The 23535-nt window shown below is 71.9% G+C and carries 23 protein-coding genes; 5 read left to right on the top strand and 18 right to left on the bottom strand.

The window, feature by feature from the left end:
• Positions 1 to 62: 62 nt before the first annotated feature.
• The 10 genes from ccsB to ABD743_RS30660 form a co-directional block, all read right to left on the bottom strand.
• Complete coding sequence (gene ccsB, locus ABD743_RS30615; protein ID WP_379658892.1) at positions 63 to 998, bottom strand: c-type cytochrome biogenesis protein CcsB; 936 nt, start codon at positions 996 to 998, stop codon at positions 63 to 65.
• Positions 998 to 2797 carry a cytochrome c biogenesis protein ResB gene (gene resB / locus ABD743_RS30620; RefSeq protein WP_344725918.1) on the bottom strand — a complete coding sequence of 600 codons (1800 nt, stop codon included), beginning with the start codon at positions 2795 to 2797 and terminating at the stop codon, positions 998 to 1000. The genes ccsB and resB overlap by 1 nt, the downstream gene beginning before the upstream one ends.
• A gap of 2 nt (positions 2798 to 2799) precedes the next feature.
• On the bottom strand, positions 2800 to 3576 hold the full coding sequence (locus tag ABD743_RS30625) for a cytochrome c biogenesis CcdA family protein (RefSeq protein ID WP_344725920.1): 777 nt from the start codon (positions 3574 to 3576) through the stop codon (positions 2800 to 2802).
• A gap of 99 nt (positions 3577 to 3675) precedes the next feature.
• Positions 3676 to 4251 (bottom strand): TlpA family protein disulfide reductase, encoded by a 576-nt coding sequence (locus tag ABD743_RS30630; RefSeq protein WP_344725922.1) that lies wholly within the window; start codon positions 4249 to 4251, stop codon positions 3676 to 3678.
• Positions 4248 to 4886 (bottom strand): histidine phosphatase family protein, encoded by a 639-nt coding sequence (locus ABD743_RS30635; RefSeq protein WP_344725924.1) that lies wholly within the window; start codon positions 4884 to 4886, stop codon positions 4248 to 4250. Before ABD743_RS30635 ends, ABD743_RS30630 begins: the two co-directional genes overlap by 4 nt.
• A 58-nt stretch (positions 4887 to 4944) precedes the next feature.
• Positions 4945 to 6291, bottom strand: a complete 1347-nt coding sequence (hemL, locus tag ABD743_RS30640) for a glutamate-1-semialdehyde 2,1-aminomutase (RefSeq protein ID WP_344725926.1) — start codon at positions 6289 to 6291, stop codon at positions 4945 to 4947.
• Between the two features lie 48 nt (positions 6292 to 6339).
• On the bottom strand, positions 6340 to 7194 hold the full coding sequence (locus tag ABD743_RS30645) for a hypothetical protein (RefSeq protein ID WP_344725928.1): 855 nt from the start codon (positions 7192 to 7194) through the stop codon (positions 6340 to 6342).
• A 43-nt stretch (positions 7195 to 7237) separates the two neighbouring features.
• A complete protein-coding gene (locus ABD743_RS30650) occupies positions 7238 to 7732 on the bottom strand; it encodes a DUF4282 domain-containing protein (protein ID WP_344725930.1) in 495 nt (164 codons plus the stop codon).
• Positions 7733 to 7843: 111 nt separating this feature from the next.
• Positions 7844 to 8824, bottom strand: coding sequence for a porphobilinogen synthase (gene hemB, locus ABD743_RS30655; protein WP_344725932.1), 981 nt, complete (start codon positions 8822 to 8824; stop codon positions 7844 to 7846).
• Positions 8825 to 8919: 95 nt separating this feature from the next.
• A complete protein-coding gene (locus tag ABD743_RS30660; protein ID WP_344725934.1) occupies positions 8920 to 9495 on the bottom strand; it encodes a hypothetical protein in 576 nt (191 codons plus the stop codon).
• A 102-nt stretch (positions 9496 to 9597) separates the two neighbouring features.
• On the opposite strand from ABD743_RS30660, the gene ABD743_RS30665 reads away from it, so the two are divergent.
• From ABD743_RS30665 to ABD743_RS30675, 3 genes are read left to right on the top strand one after another with little or no spacing between them, the layout of a single operon-like run.
• Entirely contained in the window at positions 9598 to 10044 is a 447-nt protein-coding gene (locus ABD743_RS30665; protein WP_344725936.1) for a hypothetical protein, read from the top strand.
• Complete coding sequence (locus ABD743_RS30670; protein ID WP_344725938.1) at positions 10041 to 10277, top strand: hypothetical protein; 237 nt, start codon at positions 10041 to 10043, stop codon at positions 10275 to 10277. Before ABD743_RS30665 ends, ABD743_RS30670 begins: the two co-directional genes overlap by 4 nt.
• A 10-nt stretch (positions 10278 to 10287) precedes the next feature.
• Positions 10288 to 10839: a hypothetical protein gene (locus ABD743_RS30675; protein WP_344725940.1), complete on the top strand. Its 552-nt coding sequence runs from the start codon at positions 10288 to 10290 to the stop codon at positions 10837 to 10839.
• A gap of 195 nt (positions 10840 to 11034) precedes the next feature.
• On the opposite strand, the gene ABD743_RS30680 is transcribed toward ABD743_RS30675, so the two are convergent.
• The 8 genes from ABD743_RS30680 to ABD743_RS30715 all read right to left on the bottom strand — a co-directional run bounded on the left by ABD743_RS30680 (position 11035) and on the right by ABD743_RS30715 (position 20403).
• Entirely contained in the window at positions 11035 to 12576 is a 1542-nt protein-coding gene (locus ABD743_RS30680) for a bifunctional uroporphyrinogen-III C-methyltransferase/uroporphyrinogen-III synthase (protein ID WP_344725942.1), read from the bottom strand.
• Positions 12576 to 13544 carry a hydroxymethylbilane synthase gene (hemC, locus tag ABD743_RS30685; protein WP_344725944.1) on the bottom strand — a complete coding sequence of 323 codons (969 nt, stop codon included), beginning with the start codon at positions 13542 to 13544 and terminating at the stop codon, positions 12576 to 12578. Before hemC ends, ABD743_RS30680 begins: the two co-directional genes overlap by 1 nt.
• Positions 13541 to 14914 (bottom strand): glutamyl-tRNA reductase, encoded by a 1374-nt coding sequence (locus tag ABD743_RS30690; protein WP_344725946.1) that lies wholly within the window; start codon positions 14912 to 14914, stop codon positions 13541 to 13543. The genes hemC and ABD743_RS30690 overlap by 4 nt, the downstream gene beginning before the upstream one ends.
• Complete coding sequence (locus tag ABD743_RS30695) at positions 14911 to 15666, bottom strand: redox-sensing transcriptional repressor Rex (RefSeq protein WP_379658893.1); 756 nt, start codon at positions 15664 to 15666, stop codon at positions 14911 to 14913. Before ABD743_RS30695 ends, ABD743_RS30690 begins: the two co-directional genes overlap by 4 nt.
• Before the next feature lie 325 nt (positions 15667 to 15991).
• The gene (locus ABD743_RS30700) at positions 15992 to 16672 is read right to left on the bottom strand and encodes a fasciclin domain-containing protein (protein WP_344725950.1); all 681 of its coding nucleotides are present in this window, start codon (positions 16670 to 16672) and stop codon (positions 15992 to 15994) included.
• Between the two features lie 228 nt (positions 16673 to 16900).
• Positions 16901 to 18493: a molybdopterin-dependent oxidoreductase gene (locus ABD743_RS30705; RefSeq protein WP_344725952.1), complete on the bottom strand. Its 1593-nt coding sequence runs from the start codon at positions 18491 to 18493 to the stop codon at positions 16901 to 16903.
• A gap of 84 nt (positions 18494 to 18577) precedes the next feature.
• The gene (locus ABD743_RS30710) at positions 18578 to 18835 is read right to left on the bottom strand and encodes a glutaredoxin family protein (protein WP_379658894.1); all 258 of its coding nucleotides are present in this window, start codon (positions 18833 to 18835) and stop codon (positions 18578 to 18580) included.
• Positions 18832 to 20403, bottom strand: coding sequence for an AMP-binding protein (locus ABD743_RS30715; protein ID WP_344725954.1), 1572 nt, complete (start codon positions 20401 to 20403; stop codon positions 18832 to 18834). The genes ABD743_RS30710 and ABD743_RS30715 overlap by 4 nt, the downstream gene beginning before the upstream one ends.
• A 648-nt stretch (positions 20404 to 21051) precedes the next feature.
• On the opposite strand from ABD743_RS30715, the gene ABD743_RS30720 reads away from it, so the two are divergent.
• On the top strand, positions 21052 to 21651 hold the full coding sequence (locus tag ABD743_RS30720; protein WP_344725956.1) for a sigma-70 family RNA polymerase sigma factor: 600 nt from the start codon (positions 21052 to 21054) through the stop codon (positions 21649 to 21651).
• Between the two features lie 187 nt (positions 21652 to 21838).
• Positions 21839 to 23347: a DUF5667 domain-containing protein gene (locus tag ABD743_RS30725; protein ID WP_344725958.1), complete on the top strand. Its 1509-nt coding sequence runs from the start codon at positions 21839 to 21841 to the stop codon at positions 23345 to 23347.
• The last annotated feature ends 188 nt before the right edge of the window (positions 23348 to 23535 follow it).

A 23535-nucleotide genomic window follows, 5' to 3' on the forward strand; every position in this document is an offset into this window, starting at 1 on the left:
CGGTAGTCGCGCTCAAGCGTCCGGTCGAGCCACACGCGCCACGGCGAGTGTTACGAGTCCGATCAGCCGAGTCCGGCATAGGAATGCAAGCCGGAAACCACCATATTGATGAAGAAGAAGTTGAAGACGATGGCGGCGAAACCGGCGACGTTCACCCATGCCGCCGGTCCGTTACGCCAGCCCGCGGTGGCACGGGCGTGCAGGTACGCGGCGTAGATGACCCAGGCGACGAATGCCACGGTCTCCTTCGGGTCCCAGCCCCAGAACCGGCCCCATGCCGCCTCCGCCCAGATCGCGCCGGCCATGATCGCGAATGTGTAGAGCGGGAAAGCGACGATGGTGATGCGGTAGGCGAGCCGGTCGAGTGCGTCGGCACTCGGCAGCTTGTCGGCGAAGTCGGCCAGACGACCTGACCGCCGCAGCAGGAACAGCAGGCTGGCCACACCGGGGACCATCAGCAGACCAGAGGCGATGCTGACCGTGGTGACGTGCACAACCAGCCAGTACGACTGCAGCGCGGGCATCACGGGCGCGGCAGGCGCGTACAACACCGTGCCACCGAGGAACAGCAGGATCACCACGGGCAACAGCACGAAGAGCCCAACAGGGCGCGCTGCCGGCGACCGGCGCAGCATCACGAGCCACGCCACGATCGCCGCGAGGCAGATCGCCGAGGTGAACTCGTACATGTTGCCCAGCGGCCAACGCTGGGCGGCGAGCCCGCGCAGGACGATCGAGGCGGCGTGCAGCACGGCCCCGAGCACGACGAGCGACACGCCCATCCGCCCGAAGCGCTCGGCCCGGCTGCGGCCGGCGGGGGCGTCCGGCCGGGGCTCGTCGGACCCCGTGTCGAGCGGCGGACCGCCCGCACCCACCAGCACCGCCTTCGCGGATCTCTGCACCGCGTACTCGGCACCGTGCAGGACCATCGCGAGCACGTAGACGCTGACGGCCGCCATGAAGAGGCGATCGCTGTAGAGGGCGATTTCGGAGAGCATCAGCCGTCCTTCGCTGCCGTGACCGAGCCGTCGGCGGCGGAATTGTCGCCGGGCGAACTGTCGCTGTGGGAGGCGTCCTGACGGGAGTCGCCTGCGGGAAGATCCTCGTCGGGAGAATCGCTGCCTGGGGAATCCTTGCCCGAGGAATCAGCTGCCGGGGAATCAACGGTCGTGGAATCAGCCGCCGGGGAATCGCCACCGGTCGGGCTGTCCAGGAGATCCGCGCGGATGCGGTCGAACTCCTCGCCGTAGCCCGCCCGGTCGGTGCGGGCGAGGCCACCGATCTCCACGATCGTCCGGGTGCCGTCCGCGGTGGGGACGAGCCGGGCCCAGAAGCGGCGCCTGCGGATGCTCAGCGACAACCCCAGCCCGACGAGCATGAGGATGGCGAACACGAGGACGGCGTCCTGGCCCGGGTCATGGCTGACCTGCAGGGACACCCACTTCTGCACGCTGTCGAAGCGCACGGTGGTGCCGTCGTCGAGCGTGACCGACTGGCCCGGCACGAGGTTCGTACGCACGATCCGCTTGAGCGCGCCCGAGTCGATCTGGCTCTGGTCGACCTCGAAGATCGACTGACCACGCCCGTCGTCGAGCCCGAGGTCCCCGCGGTACACGTCGATCGCGACCTCGGGGTCGTCGAGCGCCGGGAACACCGACGTGACGACGTTGCCCCGCGAGCTCGTGGGCGCGAGCAATCCCGTGATGGCGAGCTGGCCGGAACGGCGCTGCTGCTCGTCGGTGACGCCCGGCGGCTCGAACTTGGTGGCGCCCTCCGACAGCATCGTGTTCTGGTCGACGGCCTTCCACTGGATCTCGCCGGTGCGCTGCTGCCCGTTGGGGAACGTCACCGTGAACTTCGGCGCGTAGCCGTTGCCGAGCAGGTAGACGCGGCTGCCGTCCAGGCGTAGCGGGTGGTTGACCTCGAGCTGGTAGGGCCGCCACTGGTTCGCGTGGCCGGACTGCAGGTCGGCCGTCGTCTGGTAACCGATGGCGGCGCGGTAGCTCTCGGCTTGCCCGTTGGGCTGGTAGGTGGCGTCGAAGTCGTTCACCTGCACGCAGAACGGCGTGAGGTTCGTGCCGTCCACCCGCAGGCCGGCCTGGAAGGAGTCGTAGCCGAGGATGCCGGTGTTGCAGAACTGCCCGCCGCCCGACATCACGATGACCTGGCCCTCGTACCCGTACAGCTTGCCGCCGGCGAACCCGACGAGCAGCCCGATCAGGCTCAGGTGGAACAGCAGGTTGCCGGCCTCACGCAGGTAGCCCTTCTCCGCGGAGATCGTGCGACCGGAGCCGGCTTCCTTCTCCGTCCGGCGCCAGCCACGCAGCCGGCCGCGCACCCGCTCGGCGGCCTCCTCGGGGGAGAGGTCGAGCGTGGCGGTGGCGTGGTGCGGCAGCCGGGCGAGGTTGCGCGGCGTCGCGACGGGTGCGGCGCGCAGGCCCTTCGCGTGCTCGATGGTCCGGGGAAGGACGCAACCGACCAGCGACACCATCAGCAGCAGGTAGACCGCGGCGAACCACGGCGCCGCGAAGACGTCGAAGAAGCCGAGGTGAGACAGCAGCGGCGCGATCGTCGGGTGGTCGGTGAAGTACTGGTCGACGAGCTGCTGGTTGAGCGAGCGTTGCGGCAGCAGCGCCCCCGGCAGCGCACCCAGCGCCAGCAGGAACAGCAGGATGAGCGCCGTCCGCATCGACGTGAGCGCCCGCCAGGCGTTGCGCAGGATCGCGACCCACCCGTTCACCGGCGGCGAGTCGCCCTTTTCCGGTGGGCGAGTCGCCAGTTCCGTCGAGGCCGCCATCGTCAGATCACCGGGGTGAAGCCGGCGACGGAGGTCTGCAGCTGGGCGAGCAGCCCGTCCCACAGACCGCTGACGAGGAGAAGCCCGACCGCCAGCATGAGTGCTCCGCCGGCGATCTGGATCGCACGTGTGTGGCGGCGCAGCCAGCCGAGGGCGCGCACGGCCCGCGCCGCCCCGAGCGCGATCAGCACGAACGGCACGCCGAGCCCGGCGCAGTAGGCCACCGTGAGGACGACGCCGCGCAACGAGCCACCGCCGGTGCCTGCGGCGACCGCGACGACCCCGGCGAGCGTCGGGCCGATGCACGGCACCCAGCCCAGACCGAACACCGCTCCCAGCAGGGGTGCTCCCCAGATCCCGAGCCGCGGCACCCAGTGCACCCGGCGCTCGTTCTGCAGCACCGGGATGAGCCCGACGAACGCCAGCCCCATCACGATCATGACGATGCCGCCGACCCGCTGCAGGACGCCCTGGTTGGCCACCAGCGCGTCGGACAACCACACGACGCCCACCAGAATGGCCCCGAAGACGACCGTGAACCCGGCCACGAACAGCGCCGCTGCCCCGGCCACCCGCCACCGCCCGCTGCGCTGCTCTCGCGCCTCGGCGAGCGTGGCAGGCGGGGAGTCGGCGCCCACCAGCCCCGCGAGATACGCGAGGTAGCCGGGCACCAGGGGCACGACGCACGGAGACGCAAAGCTCACGGCCCCCGCCAGCACGGCGACGGCGACCGCGAGCAGCAGCGGGCCGGAGACCGCGAGGGTGGTCGTGGGGTCCATCGACCACGAGCGTAGGCCCGGCACCCGGTGTCGCGTGCACCGGGTTCTACAACGTGTAGTGAATCAACGGTTTCGAACCCTCCGCGCCAGGTGGCGGGTTCAGGCCTGCTCGGCCTGCAGACGCTTCACCAGCGGAGCCAGCTCGCTCACCCGGATCGACGTCAGATAGACCGCAGCCACCCTGCCCTGCGGGTCGATCACGATCGTGGACGGCACGGTGTTGCGGGGGTAGCCGCTCAGTGCGGCCAGACTGCGTCCGGGGGGATCGAAGATCGAATCGAACGTGATGCTCCGGTCACGGACGAAGTCGGTGGCCGCGGACCGGTCGTCCCGCACGTCGATGCCGAGGACGACCGCCCCCGTCTGTTCCTGCAGGCTCTGCAGCTCGGGTGCCTCCACCCGGCACGGGCCACACCACGAGCCCCAGATGTTGAGCACCACGACCTTGCCGTGGTAGTCGCTCACCCCGACGGTCTGACCGTCGTGCAGCAAGCTCGGTCCGCTGATCGCGGGCGCCCGGCCGCGGCTCGACGGCGGGTCGTACAGGATCGTGGTCTGCCCGCCAGGTGCGACGAACTCGAAGTTCGTGCCCTCGTCCACCGCGTCCTTGGTGGTGGAACACCCGGCCACCAGCAGCAACAGGGCTGCGGCCACGGCGATCGCGATCCGTCTCATGCGCCGGTCACCACTGGGCTGCTGCCGCCGGCAGGCTCGCTGTACTGAAGCTGGGTCAGCTCGGTGCCGACGAACACCAGCGACGTCAGGGACGCGAGTGCGCACTGGCGGCGACGGGGGTCGTGCCAGAGCCGTTGGCCGGTGACGAACCGGCGCAGCGTCCAGATCGGCAGCTGATGCGAGACGCACACCGCCTCGTGTCCCTCGGCCTCCGTCCGCGCGCTGTGCACCGCGGCGAGCATGCGGTGGGCGATGCGCAGGTACGGCTCACCCCAGGAGGGCTTGAAGGGGTCGCGCAGAAGCGGCCAGTACTGCGGCGCGCGCAGCGCCCCGCCGCCGACCGAGACCGTCTTCCCCTCGAAGCGGTTGTCCGCCTCGATCAGCCTCTCGTCGGTGATGACCTGCAGGCCGTGGGCGGCCGCGACCGGCGCGGCGGTCTCCTGCGCACGCTGCAACGGCGAGGCGTGCACGACCGTGATGTCGGCGTCGGCGAGCGCTTTGGCCACGATCTCGGCCTGGTTGTGACCGTGCTCGGAGAGGTGGAAGCCGGGCAGCCGGCCGTAGAGGATCCCGCTGGGGTTGTACACCTCGCCGTGGCGCAGCAGGTGCACAACGGTGCGATCGCTGCTGCTCACGCGCCGGCCCTCGCCGCGGCCGGCCCCGTCACGACCGCGAAGGCGACGCAGCGGTGTCTCACTGTGCCGCCTCCGCCGGAGGGGTGGCCGTCGCCGCTGCCTTGGCCGCCGCCGGCAGGGCTGCCTCGATCACGGAGAAGGCGTCGTCGTCGAGCGCCGCCGAGACGAACCACGCCTCGAACGGGCTGGGAGGCGGATACACCCCTCGGTCCAGCAGTGCGTGGAAGAACGCCGGGAACCGCCACGTGGCTGCGGCCTGCGCGCCTGCGTAGTCGTACACCTCGTCGTCGGTGAAGAACACCGAGAGCAGGTTCCCCGCGAACTGGACGCGGTGGGGCACCCCCTCGGCGCGCAGCGCGTCACCGATCATCGCGCCGAGCCGGGCGGCGTGGGCGTCGAGCGCCGCGTAGACGTCGGCGGTGGCGTGACGCAGGGTGGCCAGACCGGCAGCGACGGCGACGGGGTTACCCGACAGCGTCCCCGCCTGGTACACGGGCCCGGCGGGCGCGAGGTGCGACATGAGCGTGGCCGGGCCGCCGAACGCGGCCGCGGGCAGCCCGCCCGACATGACCTTGCCGAAGGTGTAGAGGTCGCCCGCCACGCCGTCGAGGCCGAACCAGCCGGCGGGCGACACGCGGAACCCGGTCATCACCTCGTCGACCACGAGCAGGGCGCCGTGGGCGTGGCAGATCTCGCGGAGCCCGGCGTTGAAGCCCGGACGCGGCGCGATCGCACCCATGTTCCCGGCCGCGGCCTCGGTGATCACGCAGGCGATGTCGCTACCGCGCTCGGCGAACACAGCACGGACGGCGTCGAGGTCGTTGTAGGGCAGGACCACCGTGTCGGCGGCCTGGGCCCCGGTGACCCCGGGGCTGGTCGGCAGGCCCAGCGTGGCGACGCCCGAGCCGGCCTGTGCCAGCAGCGCGTCGACGTGGCCGTGGTAGCAGCCTGCGAACTTCACGATGACCCGGCGACCGGTGATGCCGCGCGCGAGCCGGATCGCGCTCATCGTCGCCTCGGTACCCGAGTTGACCAGCCGCACCTGCTCCACCGGGTCGACCCGGGAGATGATCTCCTCGGCGAGCTCGATCTCCGCGGGCGTCGGGGCGCCGAAGGAGAGACCGTCGGCCGCCGCGGAGCGGACGGCCTCGACCACGGCCGGATGCGCGTGGCCGAGGATCATCGGCCCCCATGAGCTGACGAGGTCGACGTAGCGGTTGGCATCGGCGTCGGTGAGCCACGGGCCGGTGGCGGACACCATGAAGCGTGGCGTGCCGCCGACCGACGTGAACGCCCGCACCGGGCTGTTCACCCCGCCGGGGATCGCGGCGCAGGCCCGCTCGAAGAGGCGGCCTGAGGTGCCGGCGCCGGTGTCGGTGATGGACGAGGTAGGCGAGCTTCCCACGGCCGCCAGTCTTGCACCGCGTCGTGCTCGAAGTGGCAGGGGTGCGGGTCAGCGGCGTCCGGCGAAGAACTGGCGAGCGTCCGGCAGGTACAGGATGACGGTGCCTGCGATCGACAGGATCGTGACGACCAGCATGAACAACAAGCTGGCGTTGTCGCCGCCGAGCCCGGAGAAGACGGTGCTCAGCGCCAGGAGCGTGAACCCCACCGTCATGATCGTCAGGATGATCCGGGCCCAGTTGTGTCCGATGAAGGCCAGTACGGCGAACCCGATGTAGAGCACGGCGACGGCGAGGAGAACTCCGCCCACGACGCGGATGATCTCCGCAACCGAGACGCCCGCCTCCTCGATCTGGCGGAGCTGCTCGGGGTCGAACGCCTGCGCCCCGTTCTCCGCAGCGACCAGCAGCACGAGCCCGATGCCCAGGAAGGGCAGCGCACTGAGGATCACGAACAGCAACGACAGGATCATGATCCGGGGGCGCTCGACGGGAGCGGTGTCGCCCTGATCGAGCCCGGCCGGGTAGGGCGTGCTGTACGGGTTGTACGCGTAGCCGCCCTGCCCGCCCTGGTAGGGCTGGCCGCCGTAGGGGCCCGGCTGGTTGTAGGGGTTGTACTGAGCAGGCTGCCCGTACTGACCCGGCTGCCCGTACTGACCGGGCTGCGCGCCGTACTGGCCGGGCTGCCCGTAGTACGGGCCCGGCTGGCCCGCCTGCTGGCCGTACGGGTCGTACTGGCCCGGCTGACCGCCGTACTGGCCGGCGGGGGGCGCGCCGTACTGGGCGCCCTCCGCCTGGCTCTCGGACGGCGCAGGTTGCTGCGTGCCGTCCGCACGGTCGTCGCGGTGGGGGCCGCCGTCAGGCTTCTGGTCCCCACGCCCGGGATCGGACGGTGTGCTGCTCACGGCGTTACCGTAGGGCCGGCCCGATTCGCTGTCCACGCAGGTCTCAGCGCCGGTGGTGGATGTCCTCCGACATCCGGACCACGGCGTAGTAGAACTCGAGGGTGATGCGGAACAGCGTGAGGTAGAACAGCGCGACGATCGCACCGAGGATGAGCACGAGCAGCCCGGGGCCGACGCCCTGCGCGAAGCCCGCGATGACGAAGCCGATGTAGGCGAGCCCCAGAAGCACCAGGCCGACCACATAGATGATCTTCACGACCGACGGCGTGGCGAAGTGGTTGAACCCGAAGTCGAACAACGCCGAGAAGAACCCCTTGGCCTGCGCCTGCGGGCCGTTGCCGGGCCCGGGCCCAGGTCCTGGCCCCGGCCCGTATGCCGACGGGTCGCCGTACGGGGGCTGCTGACCGGGAGGCGGACCCCAGCCCTGCGGAGGCTGCTGGCCATACCCTCCCGGGTACGGCGGCTGCTGCCCCCCGGACCAGCCCTGGCCGCCGGGCGGCTGCGGCTGGTCGCCGGGGTTGCCGGGGTCGTACGTCATTGCAAGCCTCCACGATCGATCACGAGGTTCGCGATCGTATCGCCCGCTTGGTCGCATTCAGGTTTCTATCGGCCGTATTGAGCGTTGCGAAGCGGTCACGGCCGCGCAAGTTCACTCCGTGGTGAGACGCTGCGCCACCTCGGTGGCCCAGTAGGTGAGCACGATGTCGGCACCCGCCCGGCGGATCCCGGTGAGCGTCTCGAGCACGGTGCGGTCGCGGTCGAGCCAGCCGTTCGCCGCGGCGGCCTCCACCATCGCGTACTCCCCGGACACCTGGTAGGCGGCCACGGGCACGTCGGCCGTCTCGGCCACGGCGCGCAGCACGTCGAGGTAGGCGAGCGCGGGCTTGACCATCACCATGTCGGCGCCCTCCTCGAGGTCGAGCGCGAGCTCGCGCAGCGCCTCCCGCACGTTGGCGGAGTCCTGCTGGTACGTCTTGCGGTCGCCCCGCAGCTGGGACTCGACCGCCTCGCGGAACGGGCCGAAGAACGCCGAGGAGTACTTCGCCGTGTAGGCGAGGATGCCGGTGTCGACGTGGCCTGCGGCGTCGAGCGCCTCGCGGATGGCCCCGACCTGGCCGTCCATCATCCCGCTAGGGCCGAGCAGGTGCGCCCCGGCCTCGGCCTGCGCCACGGCCATCTCCGCGTAGACGGCGAGTGTGGCGTCGTTGTCCACACGGCCCTCGGCGTCCAGCACCCCGCAGTGGCCGTGGTCGGTGAACTCGTCGAGACACGTGTCGGCCATCAGCACGGTGGCGTCCCCGACCTCGGCGCGGAGATCGCGCAGCGCCACGTTCAGCACCCCGTCGGGGTCGACGCCCGCGGAACCCGTGGCGTCCCGGCTTTCGGGCACGCCGAAGAGCATCAGCCCGCCCACCCCGGCGGACACGGCCTCGACGGCCGCCTTCCGCAGCGAGTCGCGGGTGTGCTGGACGACTCCGGGCATCGACGCGATCGGAATCGGCTCGCTCGCGCCCTCCTTGACGAACATCGGCAGCACGAGGTGACGTGGTCGCAGGTCGATCTCGGCGACGAGCCGGCGCAGGGCCGGAGTGGATCGCAGTCGCCGCGGCCGATGAGCTGGGAAGGCCATGAAGCCAGGCTACGACCCGGCGGCGGACCGCCGGCAGCGCGGGCAGAAGAAGTGCTGTGTCCCCGCGTTCATCACCCAGGCCGCGCACCGGCTCATCAGGGACGAACTCGTCTCCGCGTAAGCGCTCCCTCGCGGCCGGTCCAGGAGCACCGCAGGGCGGCTGCGACCGTCCACCCGAGGAGTCCTGCGATGAGGCCGAAGGCGAGGTGGAAGCCCGCCTTCGTCGCGAGCCCCGGGCCGAACCCGACGAGCGCTCCGCCGGCTCCGGCCGCACCCAGCAACGGGGCGACGAGCGCGACGAGGTGGATCGGCGATGCCGCGAGGGCGAGCAGCACCGGGTGGCGCCGAACGATGGGGACGGCCAGTGTCGCGTCCAACAGGATCGCTGCGGCGAGATACCGCGGGTCGCCCACGGTGCTGCCCAGCGCAAGGGCGAGCACGGTCGAGGCCGCGCCGACGGCGGTGACCACGCCGGGCCGGCGGACCGACAGCGCCACGGCGACGAGCAGCGTCAGCCAGATCAGCCCTCGATGACCCGGCAGCCCGACGGGTATGCGCAGGTCGGCCACCGCCACGATCCCAGCGACGGCGACGAGTGGCAGTGCGAGGTCTCGCGCCTGATCCGCTGCCCGGCTACCGCTCGAGACGGCCGGCAGAGCCCAGGACTTCATGTCGGCAGCATAGCTCCCGATGACCATGATAAAAACGCATCTGCGAGTTCACCTCACTCATATCTCCTTATATCTGAGGATCAAGCTCCGAAGGAGTCGCGGATGCGGCGGAGTTGGCCAGCGGTGGTCGGCCTTCTTCTGGCAGCAGCCCTGGTCGCGTGCGGATCGGCCGGCACCGGTGGAGGTGCCGGTGGCGGCGAGTCGAGCGGCAGCGCCGTGGTGATCCGGGACGGCGACCGGGAGCTCGCCCGGTTCGATCTCGCCGCGCTGCAGACATTGCCGCAGGTGGACGTGGACACGCCCCAGTCGGCGGGCGACCAGGTCCAGACCGGCCCGACCATCCGTAGCGTTCTCGACAAGGCCGGAGTGGTGGACGTGACCGCGCTGCGGGTGGAGGGTCGCGATCCCGCACAGACCCTGTCCGCAGCGGACCTCTCCGCCCGGCCGATCCTCGCCGTGACCAACCGCGGCACCGTCAAGCTCACGGGCGCAGACCTGCCCACGAACCGATGGGTGCGCGACGTGACCGCTTTGGTGGCGAACCCGTGACCATCGGCAGGGCGCTGCATGGCGTCGACCTGCTCATCGGCATCGACGACACCGACGACCCCACGAGCCCGGGTACCGGCCGGCGTTGCCGGCAGCTGATCGCGGAGCTGGAGGAGGCGGAGCTCGGCAGCGCGGGCGGGCGCCACCCGTCATCAGCTCCTGGTCGACCCGCGTATCCCCTACACGTCCCACAACTCCAGCGCGTGCATCGCATGGCGCAGCCCGGCCGCTGATCCCACGGCGGTGGTGCCCGCTGTCGTCGAGCTCGCCGCGAGGTTCCTCGAGCGAGTCTGCCCACCCGCTGCCGACCCAGGGCTGGCCGTGGCGGTGCTGCCGGACCTACCCGAGGGCAGCGGCCGGCGGGAGCGGCTCGTCGAGTTCGGACGACGAGCGAAGCGCGAGGTGCTGGTGACGGCGACCGCGCGGACGCTGGCGGCGGAGACGGGCGTGCACCTGAGCGGTCACGGCGGCACGCAGGACGGCGTCCTGGGTGCGCTCGCCGCCGTGGGCCTGCACCTCTCCGGTGGCGACGGGCTGTTTCTGTTCATGCCGGGGATCCGCGAGATCAGCGGCGACATGACCGCCGGCAGGCTGCTCGACCTCGTCTCGATCGACCAGGTCCGCGACCACCAGCGGCAGGAACCCACGGCGGGCGAACTCATCGAGCTCGGCGACTGGGTACGCCCCGTCCTGCTCGACGGCCGGGCGGTCCTGCTGTTGGAGCCACCGGTCATCGACCCGGACGGGCGCAGGCGGTGGCGGACCGTCCCGCGGTCGGTGGTCAAGAACTACTGAGTGCCCGTCCCGATGGTTGTGCCGACCTGCTCGCTCGAGTCGGGCCGGCAAGTGCGGGCGCGCCGCTACAGCGGGCAGGTGCACGGGTAACTGGTGAGCCCGACTCGGACATCGTCCTGGATATCGAGCTGATGTGATCGCGAGCGAGCGGCACTTCCGCCCGACAGGTCGGACGGAAGTGCCGCTCGCTCGGTGTCAGCGGCGGCGGGCCTTCGCCTTCTTCGGGGGCGGCAGGGCGCCCTCGGCACGGAGTCGGGCCGCGTGCGCCGCCAGGGCGTCGACCAGTGCGGGCACGCGCGCCTCGTCGGGCTGCACGTCGACGCGCAGTCCGAACTCGCGGGCCGTCTCGGCCGTCTGCGGGCCGATGCACGCGACGATCGTGCGGGCGTGCGGCTTGCCGGCGATACCCACCAGGTTGCGCACCGTGGACGACGAGGTGAAGCACACCGCGTCGAACCCGCCGGTCTTGATCGCCTCGCGGATCGGGGCGGGCGGCGGCGCCGCGCGGACCGTGCGGTACGCGGTGACGTCGTCGATCTCCCATCCACGGTCGCGCAGACCGGCGGCGAGCGTCTCGGTGGCGATGTCGGCGCGCGGCAGCAGCACGCGGTCGACCGGGTCGAGCACGTCGTCGTAGGGCGGGAAGATCGACAGCAGCCCCTCGGACGAGGACTCCTGCGACTCCTCCACCGACGGCACCAGCTCGGGCACGATGCCGAAGCTGCGAACCTTCTCGGCAGTGGCCGCGCCGACGCAGGCGATCTTGACCCCGGAGAAGGCGCGGGCGTCGAGACCGAACTCCGCGAACTTCTCCCACACCGCGCGCACGGCGTTGGTGGAGGTGAACACCACCCACTGGTAGCGGCCGTCCACCAGCCCCTTGACCGCCCGCTCCATCTGCGTGGGCGAACGCGGAGGCTCGACGGCGATCGTCGGCACCTCCTCCGCGGTGGCACCGTGCACGGCCAGCCGGTCGCTCATCGCTCCGGCCTGGTCCTTGGTGCGAGGCACCAGCACGCGCCACCCGTACAGCGCACGCGACTCCCACCAGGACAGCTCGTTGCGCAGCCCGACCTCGGGGCCGACGGTGACCACCAGCTGGCCCTCGAGATCGGCCGCCTCGGCAGCCATCGTGGCCAGGGTCGCCTGCACCGTCCGCTGGGTGGTGGCGGTGCCTCCCGCGGTGACGGCCACCGGGGTCTGTGCGGCGATCCCGTTCTCGGTGAGGGCGCCCACCACCTCCGACAGGTGCGACGGGGAGGCGTGCAGCACCAGGGTGCCCGGCGCCGCGGCGAGCCGGGGCCAGTCGACGCCCGCGCGGACGTCGGCCTCGATGTGCGCCGACCCCAGCGGCACGCCGGCGTAGGCCGGAACGGCGGTGCCGGCAGGAACACCGGGCACGACGTCGAACGGCACGTCGGCGGCGGCCACCGCGATGGCCTCCTGCACCACCGAGTCGACGGTCAGCGGGTCGCCGCTGACCAGCCGTGTGACGGTACGCCCGGAGCGGGCCTCGGAGACCAGGTCGCGGGCGACGTCGGCGGGTTGGCCGACCGCCGGGCGCACCTCGGCGCCGTCGGCGACCAGGCCCAGGATGACCTCGGGGACATCCGGATCGGTGATGACCAACGGCGCATTCGCGAGAGCCTCGCGCGCGCGGACGGTCAGCAGGCCGGGATCGCCGGGGCCACTGCCCACGAAGGCGACCCGTCCCGGGGTACTCGGTGCTCGGTTCATCAGATCTCCCGATCCAGCTGTTCTCCGAGGGCGGAGAAGCCCCCCATGTCGAGGAGCTCGGCGGCCAGGGCCGCTCCGAGCTTCTCGGCGTCGTCCATGTTTCCGGTGACGGAGGCGCGCAACAGCCCTCCGTCGGTCGTGCCGATGACGGCCCGCAGCGACAGGCGGTCTACCGCGCGTCCGTCCTCTTCCTCGCCGTTCGGGCCGGCGATCGGTTCCCAGTCGGACACCACGTCGGCCAGCGCGCCTATCGGCGCGCTACAGCCTGCTTCCAGCGTGGCGAGCACCGCGCGCTCCGCGATGACGGCGGCCCGGGTGAACTCGTCGTCGAGCGCCAGTGAGAGCGCGCGACCAAGCTCCAGGTCGTCGGCCCGGCACTCGACCGCGAGTGCACCTTGGGCCGGGGCGGGGAGCATCTGCAGTGGATCGAGCAGCTCGGTGGCCTCGTCGATGCGACCGAGCCTGCGTAGCCCGGCCGCGGCCACGACCACGGCGTCGAGCTCGCCCGAATGCACCTTGCCGACGCGCGTGTCGACGTTGCCACGGATCGGCACGACCTCGATGCCGAGACCCAGCGCGTCGAGCTGCGCCCGCCGCCGCGCCGCCCCCGTGCCCACCCTCGCCCCGGGCGGCAGCTCACCGAGCACCATCCCGTCGCGGGCGACCAGCGCGTCGCGGGGGTCCTCCCGCGGCGGCACGGCCGCCAGGTGCAGCCGGGGGTCGGGCGCGGTCGGCAGGTCCTTGTAGGAGTGCACGGCCACGTCGACCTGGCCGCTCACCAGCGCCTCGCGCAGCGCGGAGACGAACACACCCACGCCGAGCTCGGCGACCGGGACCATCGACCGGTCGCCCGACGTGGACACCTCCACCAGCTCGACGGCGTGCCCGGCCGAGCGCAGCCGCTCCGCGACCAGGTTGGTCTGCGCCAGTGCGAGAGTGCTGGGCCGCGTACCGATGCGAAGAGTCATCCGGTCGCCTCCTCCGGACCTGCCGGCTCGGTACGAGCCTCCAGCGCGGCGATCACGTCACCACTGCGCTGGAGGGCGACGGCGGCAGGCGTCTGCGGGTCGAGCTCGAACAGAGCGCGCAGCGCGGCGGCGTAACTGTCGCCGTCCGGGCCCTCGGCCAACCGCTTCACCTGCACCGTCGGGGTGTGCAGGAGCTTGTCCACGACACGCCGCACGCTCCTGGTGAACTCATCGCGCACCCGGGCGTCCAGGTCGGGGAGGCGGGAGTCCAGCCGCAGCAGTTCGGCGTCGATCACTTCCGATGCGCGCCTGCGCAGTGCCGTGACGGTGGGGGTGACCTCGGCGGAGCGCTGTGCGGCCAGGTAGGCCTGCGCCTCCTCGGCCACGAGTTCTTGGGCGGCGGCAACGGCCGCGCCGCGCGGGCCGTCGGAGAGCCTGCGCTGCAGGGCGACCAGGTCGATCACCGTGACGCCGGGGAGAGCGGCGACAGCCGCGTCCACGTCGCGGGGCAGGCCGAGGTCGCAGACGACGAGCGGGCGCGCGGACCGGCCGGCGACGGCGTCAGCCACGGTGGCCTCGTCGACCACGGTGCCGACGGCGCCGGTGCAGGCGATCATCAGGTCGGCGTCCACCAGCTCATCGGCGAGGGCGTCCAGCCCGCCGGCCCGGGCCGGGGTGCCCTGCGCGGCGGTGTTCTCCGCGAGACGGCCGGCGCGCTGCGGCGAGCGGTTCAGCACGACGATCTCGGCGGCCTCCGCGCGCCGCAGGTGGGCAGCGGCCAGCGAGCCCATCGCGCCCGCGCCGACGACGACCGCCCGGCGTCCCGCCAGGCTCCCGCCGAGCGCGGCAGCGGCGTCGGCGAGAGCCTCGGACACGACGGAGGCGCCCGCCGAGTCGATGCCCGTGCTCGCGTGCACTCGCTTGCCGACACGGAGCGCCTGCTGGGCGAGCTCGTGCAGCACCCGGCCGACGGTGCCGGCCTTGTCGGCGGCGGCGTACGCGTTGCGCAGCTGTCCGAGGATCTGCGCCTCGCCGACCACCATGGAGTCGAGCCCCGATGACACGGCGAACAGATGCTGGACGGCCGACCCCGCGTAGTGCACGTACACGTGCTCGGTGAGCTCCGGCAACGGCATCCCGGCGTGCCGGGACAGCACGGCGGAGACGTCGGCGAGACCGCCGTGGAACGCGTCGACGACCGCATAGACCTCGATGCGGTTGCACGTGGAGAGCAGCACGGCCTCGGACACGTGCGTGGCGCGCAGCATCTCGTCGAGCAGCTTGGGTACCTCGTCCGCCACCACAGCGGCTCTCTCCAGCACCTCCACCGGCGCGCTGCGGTGCGAGAGACCAACTACCAAGACGCTCACGTGAGCATCCCCCCGGAACCGTTCGTCGCGTGTCCGTTGACCTGGCCGTCGAGCACGACCCCGTTCTGCTGGGCCAGGCGCCTGCGTGCCACGTGGAACGCCAGGATCTGGAGCTCGACGGCCAGATCGACCTTGCGGATCTCGACCTCCGGCGGCGCCTGCAGCACCACCGGGGCGAAGTTGAGGATGCAGCGGACGCCGCTGCCGACGAGCAGGTCGCACACACCCTGGGCGGCGGGGCCGGGCGTGGCGATCATGCCGATGGTGACCCCGCGTTCGGCACAGATCTGCGGGATCGACCGGACGTGCTCGACGATGATGCCGTTGATGTGGATCCCGACGAGGTCGGGATCCACATCGAACAGCGCCGTGACCGGGAACCCGCGGCCGCCGAATCCGGTGTAGCCCGCAAGCGCGTGGCCGAGGTTTCCCACCCCGACCAGCGCGACGGCCTGCAGATGGTCCAGCCCGAGCGTGCGCTCGAGCTGGCGGATCAGCGCGGAGATCTCGTAGCCGACACCGCGGATGCCGTAGGAGCCGATGTAGGAGAGGTCTTTGCGCAGCTTGGCCGGGTTCACCCCGGTGACGCCCGCCAGCTCGTCGCTGGACACTGTCTCCGCGCCCTGCTCGGCGAGCTCGCCGAGCATCCGGAGATAGAGGGCGAGCCGGGCGACACTGGCCTCGGGAATGGCTCGCAGTCCCGCGGCGGCTGCGTCCTCGGAGCCGGCCTGCGGCGGCTTCGTCACGCTCACGTCTCCTCGATGGTGCTGTACTCGGATTTCCTGCTGCGTACTCGGGCGACCGAACCACACACCCACGGGCCGATGCACCCGGCCGAGTACCCCGGGATCGGGCGTTGACGGCGACTGGAATACACGGTAGTCGCTTGTGAAGGCACGCACAAAGTTGCGATCTTGAACCTGGTCGTGCTCGGGTGGGTGTTCGGCACATCACGACCGGTAGTCGCCCCACGACGCCCGCTCATCGTGTGCAGCATCCGGAATGGGCCGCCCAGCGGAGCCGGCGACGAGACGGTGTCCGTCGTATTCCGCGAGGTCGAACCGGGCACCACCGGGGTCAACCGGCCGGCCGGAGAACCTTGTCGATCACGAACAACGTCGCGTTCTTCGTGGGGAGATCACCGCACAGCACCGTGGCCTCCGTGCCGTCGCCGCCCGTCAGCGTCGGGGCCCCGGCGGTGCCGCCGATGGTGATCTCACCGCCCGTGAGCTCGGTGGTCGTCCCCGCCTGGACGAGCCCTGCGGCGTCGAAACGCTGTGCGACGACGTGGTACGACAGCAGCGTGCTGAGCTGCTGCGGGTCGTCCAGCAGGGCGTTGTAGGCCTCGTCACCGAGCGCGGCTCTCGTCGCGTCGAACGCGGCGTTGGACGGGGCGAAGAGGGTGATGTCCTGCTGCGCGTTCAGGGTCTCGGCCAGGCCGGGGACCGCGGAGATCGCGCGAGCCAGCGTGGTGAGCGACGGGTTGGAGCCGACGGCTGCGGCCACGGGCAGGCCCGCCATGGCGGCCGCCGACCCCGGCGCGTCCCCCTGCGGCAGCGCGCTGCAGCCCGGACCGAACACCTCGTCCACAGTGGTCACGCCGTCGTCGGGCGTGGCCGCGCCGGACGTCGGTGCGGCGGCGTCCGGCGCGCTGGTCGGAGTGGGCGCGGGCGGCACCTCGGAGGCGCTGCAACCTGCCAGCGCCACGACCAGGACCGTCATGGCTCCGAGGGCTGCCAGGCGCCGGGTCTGTCGCACGGATGTTCCTCCTCGGGCACTCCGGTCGCCCCGGACGCGTCGCCACCACGGTCTGCTTCGCCGAATGTGGTTCACATCCTGCGCGTCACGCTGCCGTCACGGCACAGCGCCTCCCCCATCGCGCGTCACCCGGCGAGCGGCGGTCGAATCGGCCGAGCGGCAGGAAAGGCGCGGCCGACGGCAGATCGCCGCCGCACAGCTGCCCACCACCGAGGGTCCGGATCCGGCTCAGGTGACGCTGAAGGTCGTGCCGGGCCATCCCGTCGCCCCGTCCGGAACCGTGTCGGCGACGGTCTCTGTCTGGGTGTTGCCGGCGGCGTCGGTGGCCCGGGCCTGTGCGGTGTGGCGGCCCGGCGCGAGATCGACGTCGGCGCGCCACATGCGCCAGGTGTCCCCGCTGACATCGGCGGCCAGCTGGGCCTCCTGCCACGCGCCGCCGTCCACCCGGACCTCGACCTTGCTGATCCCCCTCGGCTGCGACCAGGCGATGCCGGCCAGCGTCACCCTCCCGCCCGGCACGGACGCGGACGAGCGCGGCGCGTCGATCCGCGCCTCGGTCTTGATCGGCCCCTGCTCGGCCCACCCGCGGTCGACCCAGTAGCTGCTCCGGGCGGCGAACGTCGTGGCCTCCATGTCGGTGACCCATTTCGTCGCCGACACGTAGCCGTAGAGACCGGGGACGACCATGCGCACCGGGAAGCCGTGCTCCTGCGGCAGGGCCTCGCCGTTCATGCCGATCGCGAGCAGCGCACCCCGGCCCTCCTCCAGCAACACGGACATGGGCGTGCCGACCGTGAAACCGTCCGTGCTGGTGCTGAGCAGCTGGTCGGCGCCCGGCCGGACGCCCGCCTGCAGCAAGAGGTCGCGCAGGTCGACACCGATGAAGTTCGCCGTCGAGATCAGGTCGCCGCCGACCGGGTTGGAAACACATGTCATCGTGATCGTGCGCTCGACCAGCGGCCGGTCGAGCAGGTCCTGGAACCGCAGCGTGAGCTCGTTGTCGACCATCCCGTGGATGCGCATCGACCAGTCATCGGCGAGCAGCCGCGGGAGCCGCAGCGCCACGTCGATCCGGTAGAAGTCCGCGGGCGCCGTGAGGAAGGTCGGGGTGCCCAGCTGTGGAAAGGCCGCGCCAGGCGGGATCGCGGGAGCGGGCCGGGCCGGCCGGAGCCTCGCAAGTGAAGCAGTGACGGCCCGCCGGGAGTCGGCGACACCGCGGCCGAGCACCTGGCCACCGATGCCCGCTCCGATCGAGACGGCGCCCACGGCGGCGGAGGCCCCGATGAGGAGCGCCCGGCGCGACACCCCGGCCGCCGCCCCGGACGCGGCGGGCGGATCGTCGAGCGACAGAGCGAGGTTGTGCAGTAGTCGGAACGCCCCGACACCGGCGGCCATCGACGCGAGCGGCGCGAGGACGTCGAGCGGGGAGAAGACGGGCGCGGTGGCCACGGCGAGGAGCCCGAGCACGCCCAGGACGACGACCACGCGCACACCCGGGCTGCGGCTGCGCCGTGAGAGCAGACCTGCTGCCGCTGCCACGGCCAGCAGGATCACCCCCATGACGCTCAGCAGAACGGCCTTGTCCGAGGTGCCGAAGGCGGTCTTCGCGAACTCGGTGACGGGCTGCGGCGCGTACCGGATCACCGTGTCCCCGACCGCCAGGTACGGCGATGACGAGGGCGAGACGAGGCCGGCCACCAGGTGCCCGATGCCGATCGCCGCGCCGACGGCCAGCACGCCGACGAGCACGGCGTAGCCGCGCGGGATACGGGCGCCGGTCGGCCCGGCGGACCGGGGCGGCACCGTGGTCGTCGTGCTCACAGAGGCAGTGTCACCCTGCGGGCCGGTGAATGGCCGCCCGAATCATGACGATTCGCGGACGGTCCTCCGGTCACGCCGCTCCACTCAGGACAGCGCGGCGCGGAACCGCGCCTCCTCGACCCTCCAGAACCCGTGCTCCTTGCCGTCGATCACGATCACCGGCACCCGGTCGCCGTACTCGGCGCGCAGCTCCGCGTCGGAGTCGACGTCGACGGCCGCCCAGCTGTGGCCGAGCTCGCCGCAGATCCGGGCCACGTCGGCCTCGGCCGCGGCACAGGCCGTGCACCCCTCCCGCGTGTACAGCACGACCCTCGGCACCGCGGTCCCGTCCGCCGCCGTCACGGCTGACCCGCCAGCTGCCGCCTGGCCACCTTGCCGGTGGGGGTCCGCGGAAGCGCGTCGACGAACTCGATGACCGTGGGGACCTTGAACCGGGCCAGGCGCTCGGCGCAGTGGGCGCGCACGTCCTCCTCGGTGAGCTCGGCGCCCTGGGCCCGCACCACGACTGCCTTGACCTCTTCACCGGTGACGTCGTGCGGCACCCCGACGACCGCGCCCTCCGCCACGCCCGAGAGCTCCTCGAGCACCTGCTCCACCTCGCGCGGGTAGACGTTGAAGCCGTTGACGACCACGACGTCGGACGAACGGTCGACGAGGCACAGGTCGCCGTCGGCGTCGAAGAAGCCGACGTCGGCTGTGTGGAACCAGCCCTCCTCGTCCGGGCCACCCGCGCCGTCGGGCCAGTACCCGGAGAACAGGTTCGGCCCCCGTACGGCGACCAAGCCGGTGTCGTGGGTGTCGAAGTGGTCCAGATCGAGGTCGTCGAGGTCGCCGAGGTCGGGCTCGGGTTCGCCGTCGAGCGGGACGCCGTCCTTGTCGACGAGCCGCAGCTCGACGCCGGGCAGCGGAGTGCCCACCGAGCCGGGCTTCCCGCCGCCGTCGACCGCCGTGGTGGTCAGCACGGGCCCTCCCTCGGTGAGGCCGTACCCCTCCACGATCGTCAGCCCGGTGGCCGACCGGAAGTCCGCGAACCACTCCGCGGGCAGCGGCGCGCCTCCCGAGGTGCACAGCCGGATGCCGGCACTGACCGCGCGCAGCTCGTCCGGCGGGAGGTCCAGAAGCGCCCGGAACATCGACGGCACGCCCGCGAGCACGCTCACCCGCTGCTCGACGAGCACCTCGGCGACGTGGGCGGGATCGAACCGCTCCACGAGGACGAGGGTGGCGCCGGCCCAGCAGACCTGCAGGAGGCCCGCGGCCAGGCCGAAGATGTGGAACAGCGGGAGCGAGAGCAGCACGCGGTCCACGGGGATGACCGGTGACGGCCGCAGCGCCGCCGTCTGCTCCCGGTTGGCGAGCAGGGCGCGGTGCGAGAGCCGGACGCCGCGCGGGCTGCCCGTGGTGCCCGATGTGTAGACGAGGAGGGCGATCTCCTCGCCGTCCCCGCCGATGTCGGCAGGGAGAACCTCGGCCCGGGCTCCGAGATCGGGCGGCGCGATCACCGTGGCGCCCGTGGCAGCGGCACAGGTCCGGGCAGTGTCGTCACCCTCCGCAGCCACCACGACGGCAGGACGGCAGTCGGTGAGCACGACCTCGAGCTCCCTGGCCACGCCGATCGGGCCGAACGGCACGGTCACGGCTCCGGCGCGCAGCGCACCGAGCAGCGCCACGCAGAAACCCATTTCGTTACCGAGCCGGACGAGCACTCGATCACCCGCGACGACCCCGGCACCGCGCAGGCGGGCGGCCTCCGCGGAGACGGCACCGTCCAACTCGGCCCACGTCATGGTGATTCCGCTGGTCACGTCCACAATCGCGGGGTGCTTCGGCACTCGGGCCGCCGCCCGGGTCACCAGATCGGCGACGTGGGCCGGCGCCCGCTCCTCGCGGCGGTTGGTGGGGCTGTACACGGTTCTCCAGGGGTCGACGCTGCGGGCGGGGGAGCCTGCGGCGAAGTCTGGCACGAACCGCGCGGCGCGGCCGTGACGACGCTCATCGCAAACGCGCAACCCTTGTCCCTGACCGACACGCAGCGACCAGTGACGCTGACCGCCGGTAGTCGTCCGCTCACCGGAACGTAGCCACGGCAAGCGGTGGTGCCTGCTTCGCCCCACTTTGCCGGTCGTATGCTCCGCCGCTACACCCGACTCGACGTTCCGACACTCAGTGATCGCCGCGAGACTCACCCAAGGGAGTGGCATGCGAACCGTTGCCGCCAGCACACCGCGGGTCGTCCCGCGGCGTCCTGTCAGTCACGGCTGCAGGACCAGCCGGGAGTCATGACCCGGTCCTCGCGTCAGCCCCGGTTGCTCCCCACTGAGACCGCCCGTCCCCCGGCGGCTGGAGAGGTAGAAATGCCCCCGACCACCGCTCCCCGCGTCGGCGCCCCCCGCAGACCGTCGCGTCCGGCTCCCCCTGACGGCCCACCGCTCCCCAGGCAGCGGCCGTACAGCTCCGAGCCCGGCTCGGCCGGTGCGCTACTCACACCGTCCGGGCACCCCGCGGGCCCCGGCGAGCGCGCCGACGGTTCCGACGATGCCGACGGCTCGGACCATTCCGTGACCGCGAGCGCGCACTCGGCGCAGTCAGCGGAGCCGCACGGACATCCCGACGAGACCGGGGCCTGGGCACTGGTCAAGGCGTCCCAGAACGGCGACATGGTCGCCTTCGGTGAGCTGTTCGACCGGTACTACGAGGTCGTCTTCCGCTACGTCCTGTTCCGGATGGGCGATCGCACCCTCGCCGAGGACATCACCCAGGAGACGTTCGTCCGGGCCCTGCGCCGCATCAGCTCGGTGAGCTACCAGGGTCGGGACATCGGCGCGTGGTTCGTCACGATCGCCCGCAACCTGATCTTCGACCACGTGAAGTCCAGCCGGTACCGACTGGAGCAGACCACCAACGAGATCATCGAGCTCTCTCCCAGCACCAGCGGGCCCGAGCAGCAGGTGCTGGACGGCGCCACCAACGACGAGCTGCTGCGCTGCGTCAAGAAGCTCAACCCTGACCAGCAGGAATGCATCCAGCTCCGGTTCCTGCAGGGCCTGTCGGTGGCCGAGACGGCAGAGATCATGGATCGCAACGAAGGGGCCGTCAAAGCGCTCCAGCACCGCGCGGTCCGCAGACTCGCCCAGCTGCTACCGGAGGGCATCCGATGAGTGGGCGCGATATCGCACAGGTCATCCAGGTTGTTACGGGTGCGGCGAATGAACGACTCAATGCGGTGAACGGTCCCGCTCCCGTAACCGGCCGGGCGAGGGCTCGTTGTACAGCTGAACGTCGCGCCACGAGGTACCACCACGGCGCGCAGACTGACAGCGCAGGGATGCAGTGAGGACGGCCAACATGCCCGCCGGACAGGGCAAGGACGCAGAGCGGTTCGCCGCCGCCGTGGAGCAGGGGACACCCCCCGGCTTCGCGGGTGACGGCGACCTCGCCCGCGAGCTGGAGATCGTGGCGATGCTGCGATCCCGAGGGGCGGCCTTCGCGCCGGACCCTGACGCCAAGGCGCGCGCGAAGCAGCGGCTCATGGCGGTGCTCGCGGCAGAGCAGGGTGACCGGAGGCCGAGAGGCCCCCAGCCACCGGTGCCACCACCTTCGGCCGAGGAGCTGACCGCTCCGCTCGGCCGGGTCCAGGAGCCGTCCTTCCCCGCACCACAGGAGGGTGTCAACGCCTCCGCGGTCACCAACAAGCTGCCGGCCTACACCGGAGGCAGCGACAAGGGCGGCGGCGCCACGGTCGAGGCCACGACGACCGAACCCACCACGACCGAGGGGACGCCACCGTCCACACCGGCCGGCCGGCCCGGACGGCACAGTTCGCGGCGCACCGTGAGCCGGCCCGCCGGCCGCGCCCGCGGCTCGCGCGGCCCCGCCACCACTCCGGCAGGCAGCGGTCTGCGCCGCAGGGCGGTGTTCGTGGGTTCGGCGGCGCTGGTCATGCTGCTCGCCGTGGCCGGCGGCGGCGTCTTCGCCAGCCGCGACTCGCTTCCCGGCGACAACCTCTACGCGCTGAAGCGGGTGGCCGAGACCGCCGGTCTCGCCCTCACGTTCGACGAAGCAGCCAAGGCCCGGCGCCACCTCGACATCGCCACCACCAGGCTCGACGAGGTGCAGAAGCTGGTCGATCGCACTCCGCAGGCGCCCGTCGCCCCCGACGTGTACGCGTCCGCGATCCAGGAGTTCGACGCCGCGGCGGGCGAGGGTTCACGACTCCTGCTCGCGTCCGACGAGAGCAGCACCGCCGACACCGCGGCTCTCGGTGACCTGCGGAGCTGGGCTACGCAAGAGGCGGACCGGCTCACCACGCTGCGTCCCGCCCTGCCGGACACCGCGGCCGCCGATGCCGAAGGCGCCATCAAGCTGCTCGATCGGCTCGTCGGACGCACAACGGCGCTGACCGCCCGTTCGTCCTGCTCGGAGGTCACCTCCGGCACCGACGACCTCGGTCCGCTGCCCGCCGCGGGCGCGTGCGCACCGCGGCCGCACGACTCGGACGCCCCGGAGACGGACACCACCGGCGGCAACGGGCGCCACCAGACCGACCAGAACCCGTCCTCGACCACCACGGGCGAGAGCGACGACCCCACCAGCGACGTGACGCAGACGCCTGGGGCCGACGAGTTGCCCTCGCTGCTGCCTGATCTCGATTCCGACGGCAACCTGCTCGACGACGGGTCGCACGAGGGGTCGGACGGGGACGACACGTCCACGGCCACACGGTCACACACCCCGGACAGCAACGACGGCAACGGCAACCGCGACGACGACGACAAGCCGGGCCTGCCGCGGCTGCTGCCGCCGGTCACGCTGCCCCCGCTGCTTCCGGGCATGCCGGGAATCACCATCGGCTGACCTGCCGATCAACCGGAGACACCCACGAGACCGCCGCGGAGAGACCCTCTGCGGCGGTCTCGTCGTCGGTCCCGCCGCCCGATACGCACTGTCCGACCGGACCCGCCCAGTAGGCTGGGGAGGGACCCGAACCGCACCCGGAGGCCTCGCACGTGGTTGCAGAAGACGAACCCGACGAGCCCCTCTCG

It is taken from the genome of Pseudonocardia yunnanensis (assembly GCF_039534065.1).
Lineage (GTDB): Bacteria > Actinomycetota > Actinomycetes > Mycobacteriales > Pseudonocardiaceae > Pseudonocardia > Pseudonocardia yunnanensis.

What these genes read in the sequence shown, in the direction of transcription:
- ccsB (WP_379658892.1), bottom strand. Translation starts at nt 998, where the DNA reads ATGCTCTCCGAAATCGCCCTCTACAGCGATCGCCTCTTCATGGCGGCC.
- resB (WP_344725918.1), bottom strand. Translation starts at nt 2,797, where the DNA reads ATGGCGGCCTCGACGGAACTGGCGACTCGCCCACCGGAAAAGGGCGAC.
- ABD743_RS30625 (WP_344725920.1), bottom strand. Translation starts at nt 3,576, where the DNA reads ATGGACCCCACGACCACCCTCGCGGTCTCCGGCCCGCTGCTGCTCGCG.
- ABD743_RS30630 (WP_344725922.1), bottom strand. Translation starts at nt 4,251, where the DNA reads ATGAGACGGATCGCGATCGCCGTGGCCGCAGCCCTGTTGCTGCTGGTG.
- ABD743_RS30650 (WP_344725930.1), bottom strand. Translation starts at nt 7,732, where the DNA reads ATGACGTACGACCCCGGCAACCCCGGCGACCAGCCGCAGCCGCCCGGC.
- hemB (WP_344725932.1), bottom strand. Translation starts at nt 8,824, where the DNA reads ATGGCCTTCCCAGCTCATCGGCCGCGGCGACTGCGATCCACTCCGGCC.
- ABD743_RS30660 (WP_344725934.1), bottom strand. Translation starts at nt 9,495, where the DNA reads ATGAAGTCCTGGGCTCTGCCGGCCGTCTCGAGCGGTAGCCGGGCAGCG.
- ABD743_RS30665 (WP_344725936.1), top strand. Translation starts at nt 9,598, where the DNA reads ATGCGGCGGAGTTGGCCAGCGGTGGTCGGCCTTCTTCTGGCAGCAGCC.
- ABD743_RS30680 (WP_344725942.1), bottom strand. Translation starts at nt 12,576, where the DNA reads ATGAACCGAGCACCGAGTACCCCGGGACGGGTCGCCTTCGTGGGCAGT.
- hemC (WP_344725944.1), bottom strand. Translation starts at nt 13,544, where the DNA reads ATGACTCTTCGCATCGGTACGCGGCCCAGCACTCTCGCACTGGCGCAG.
- ABD743_RS30725 (WP_344725958.1), top strand. Translation starts at nt 21,839, where the DNA reads ATGCCCGCCGGACAGGGCAAGGACGCAGAGCGGTTCGCCGCCGCCGTG.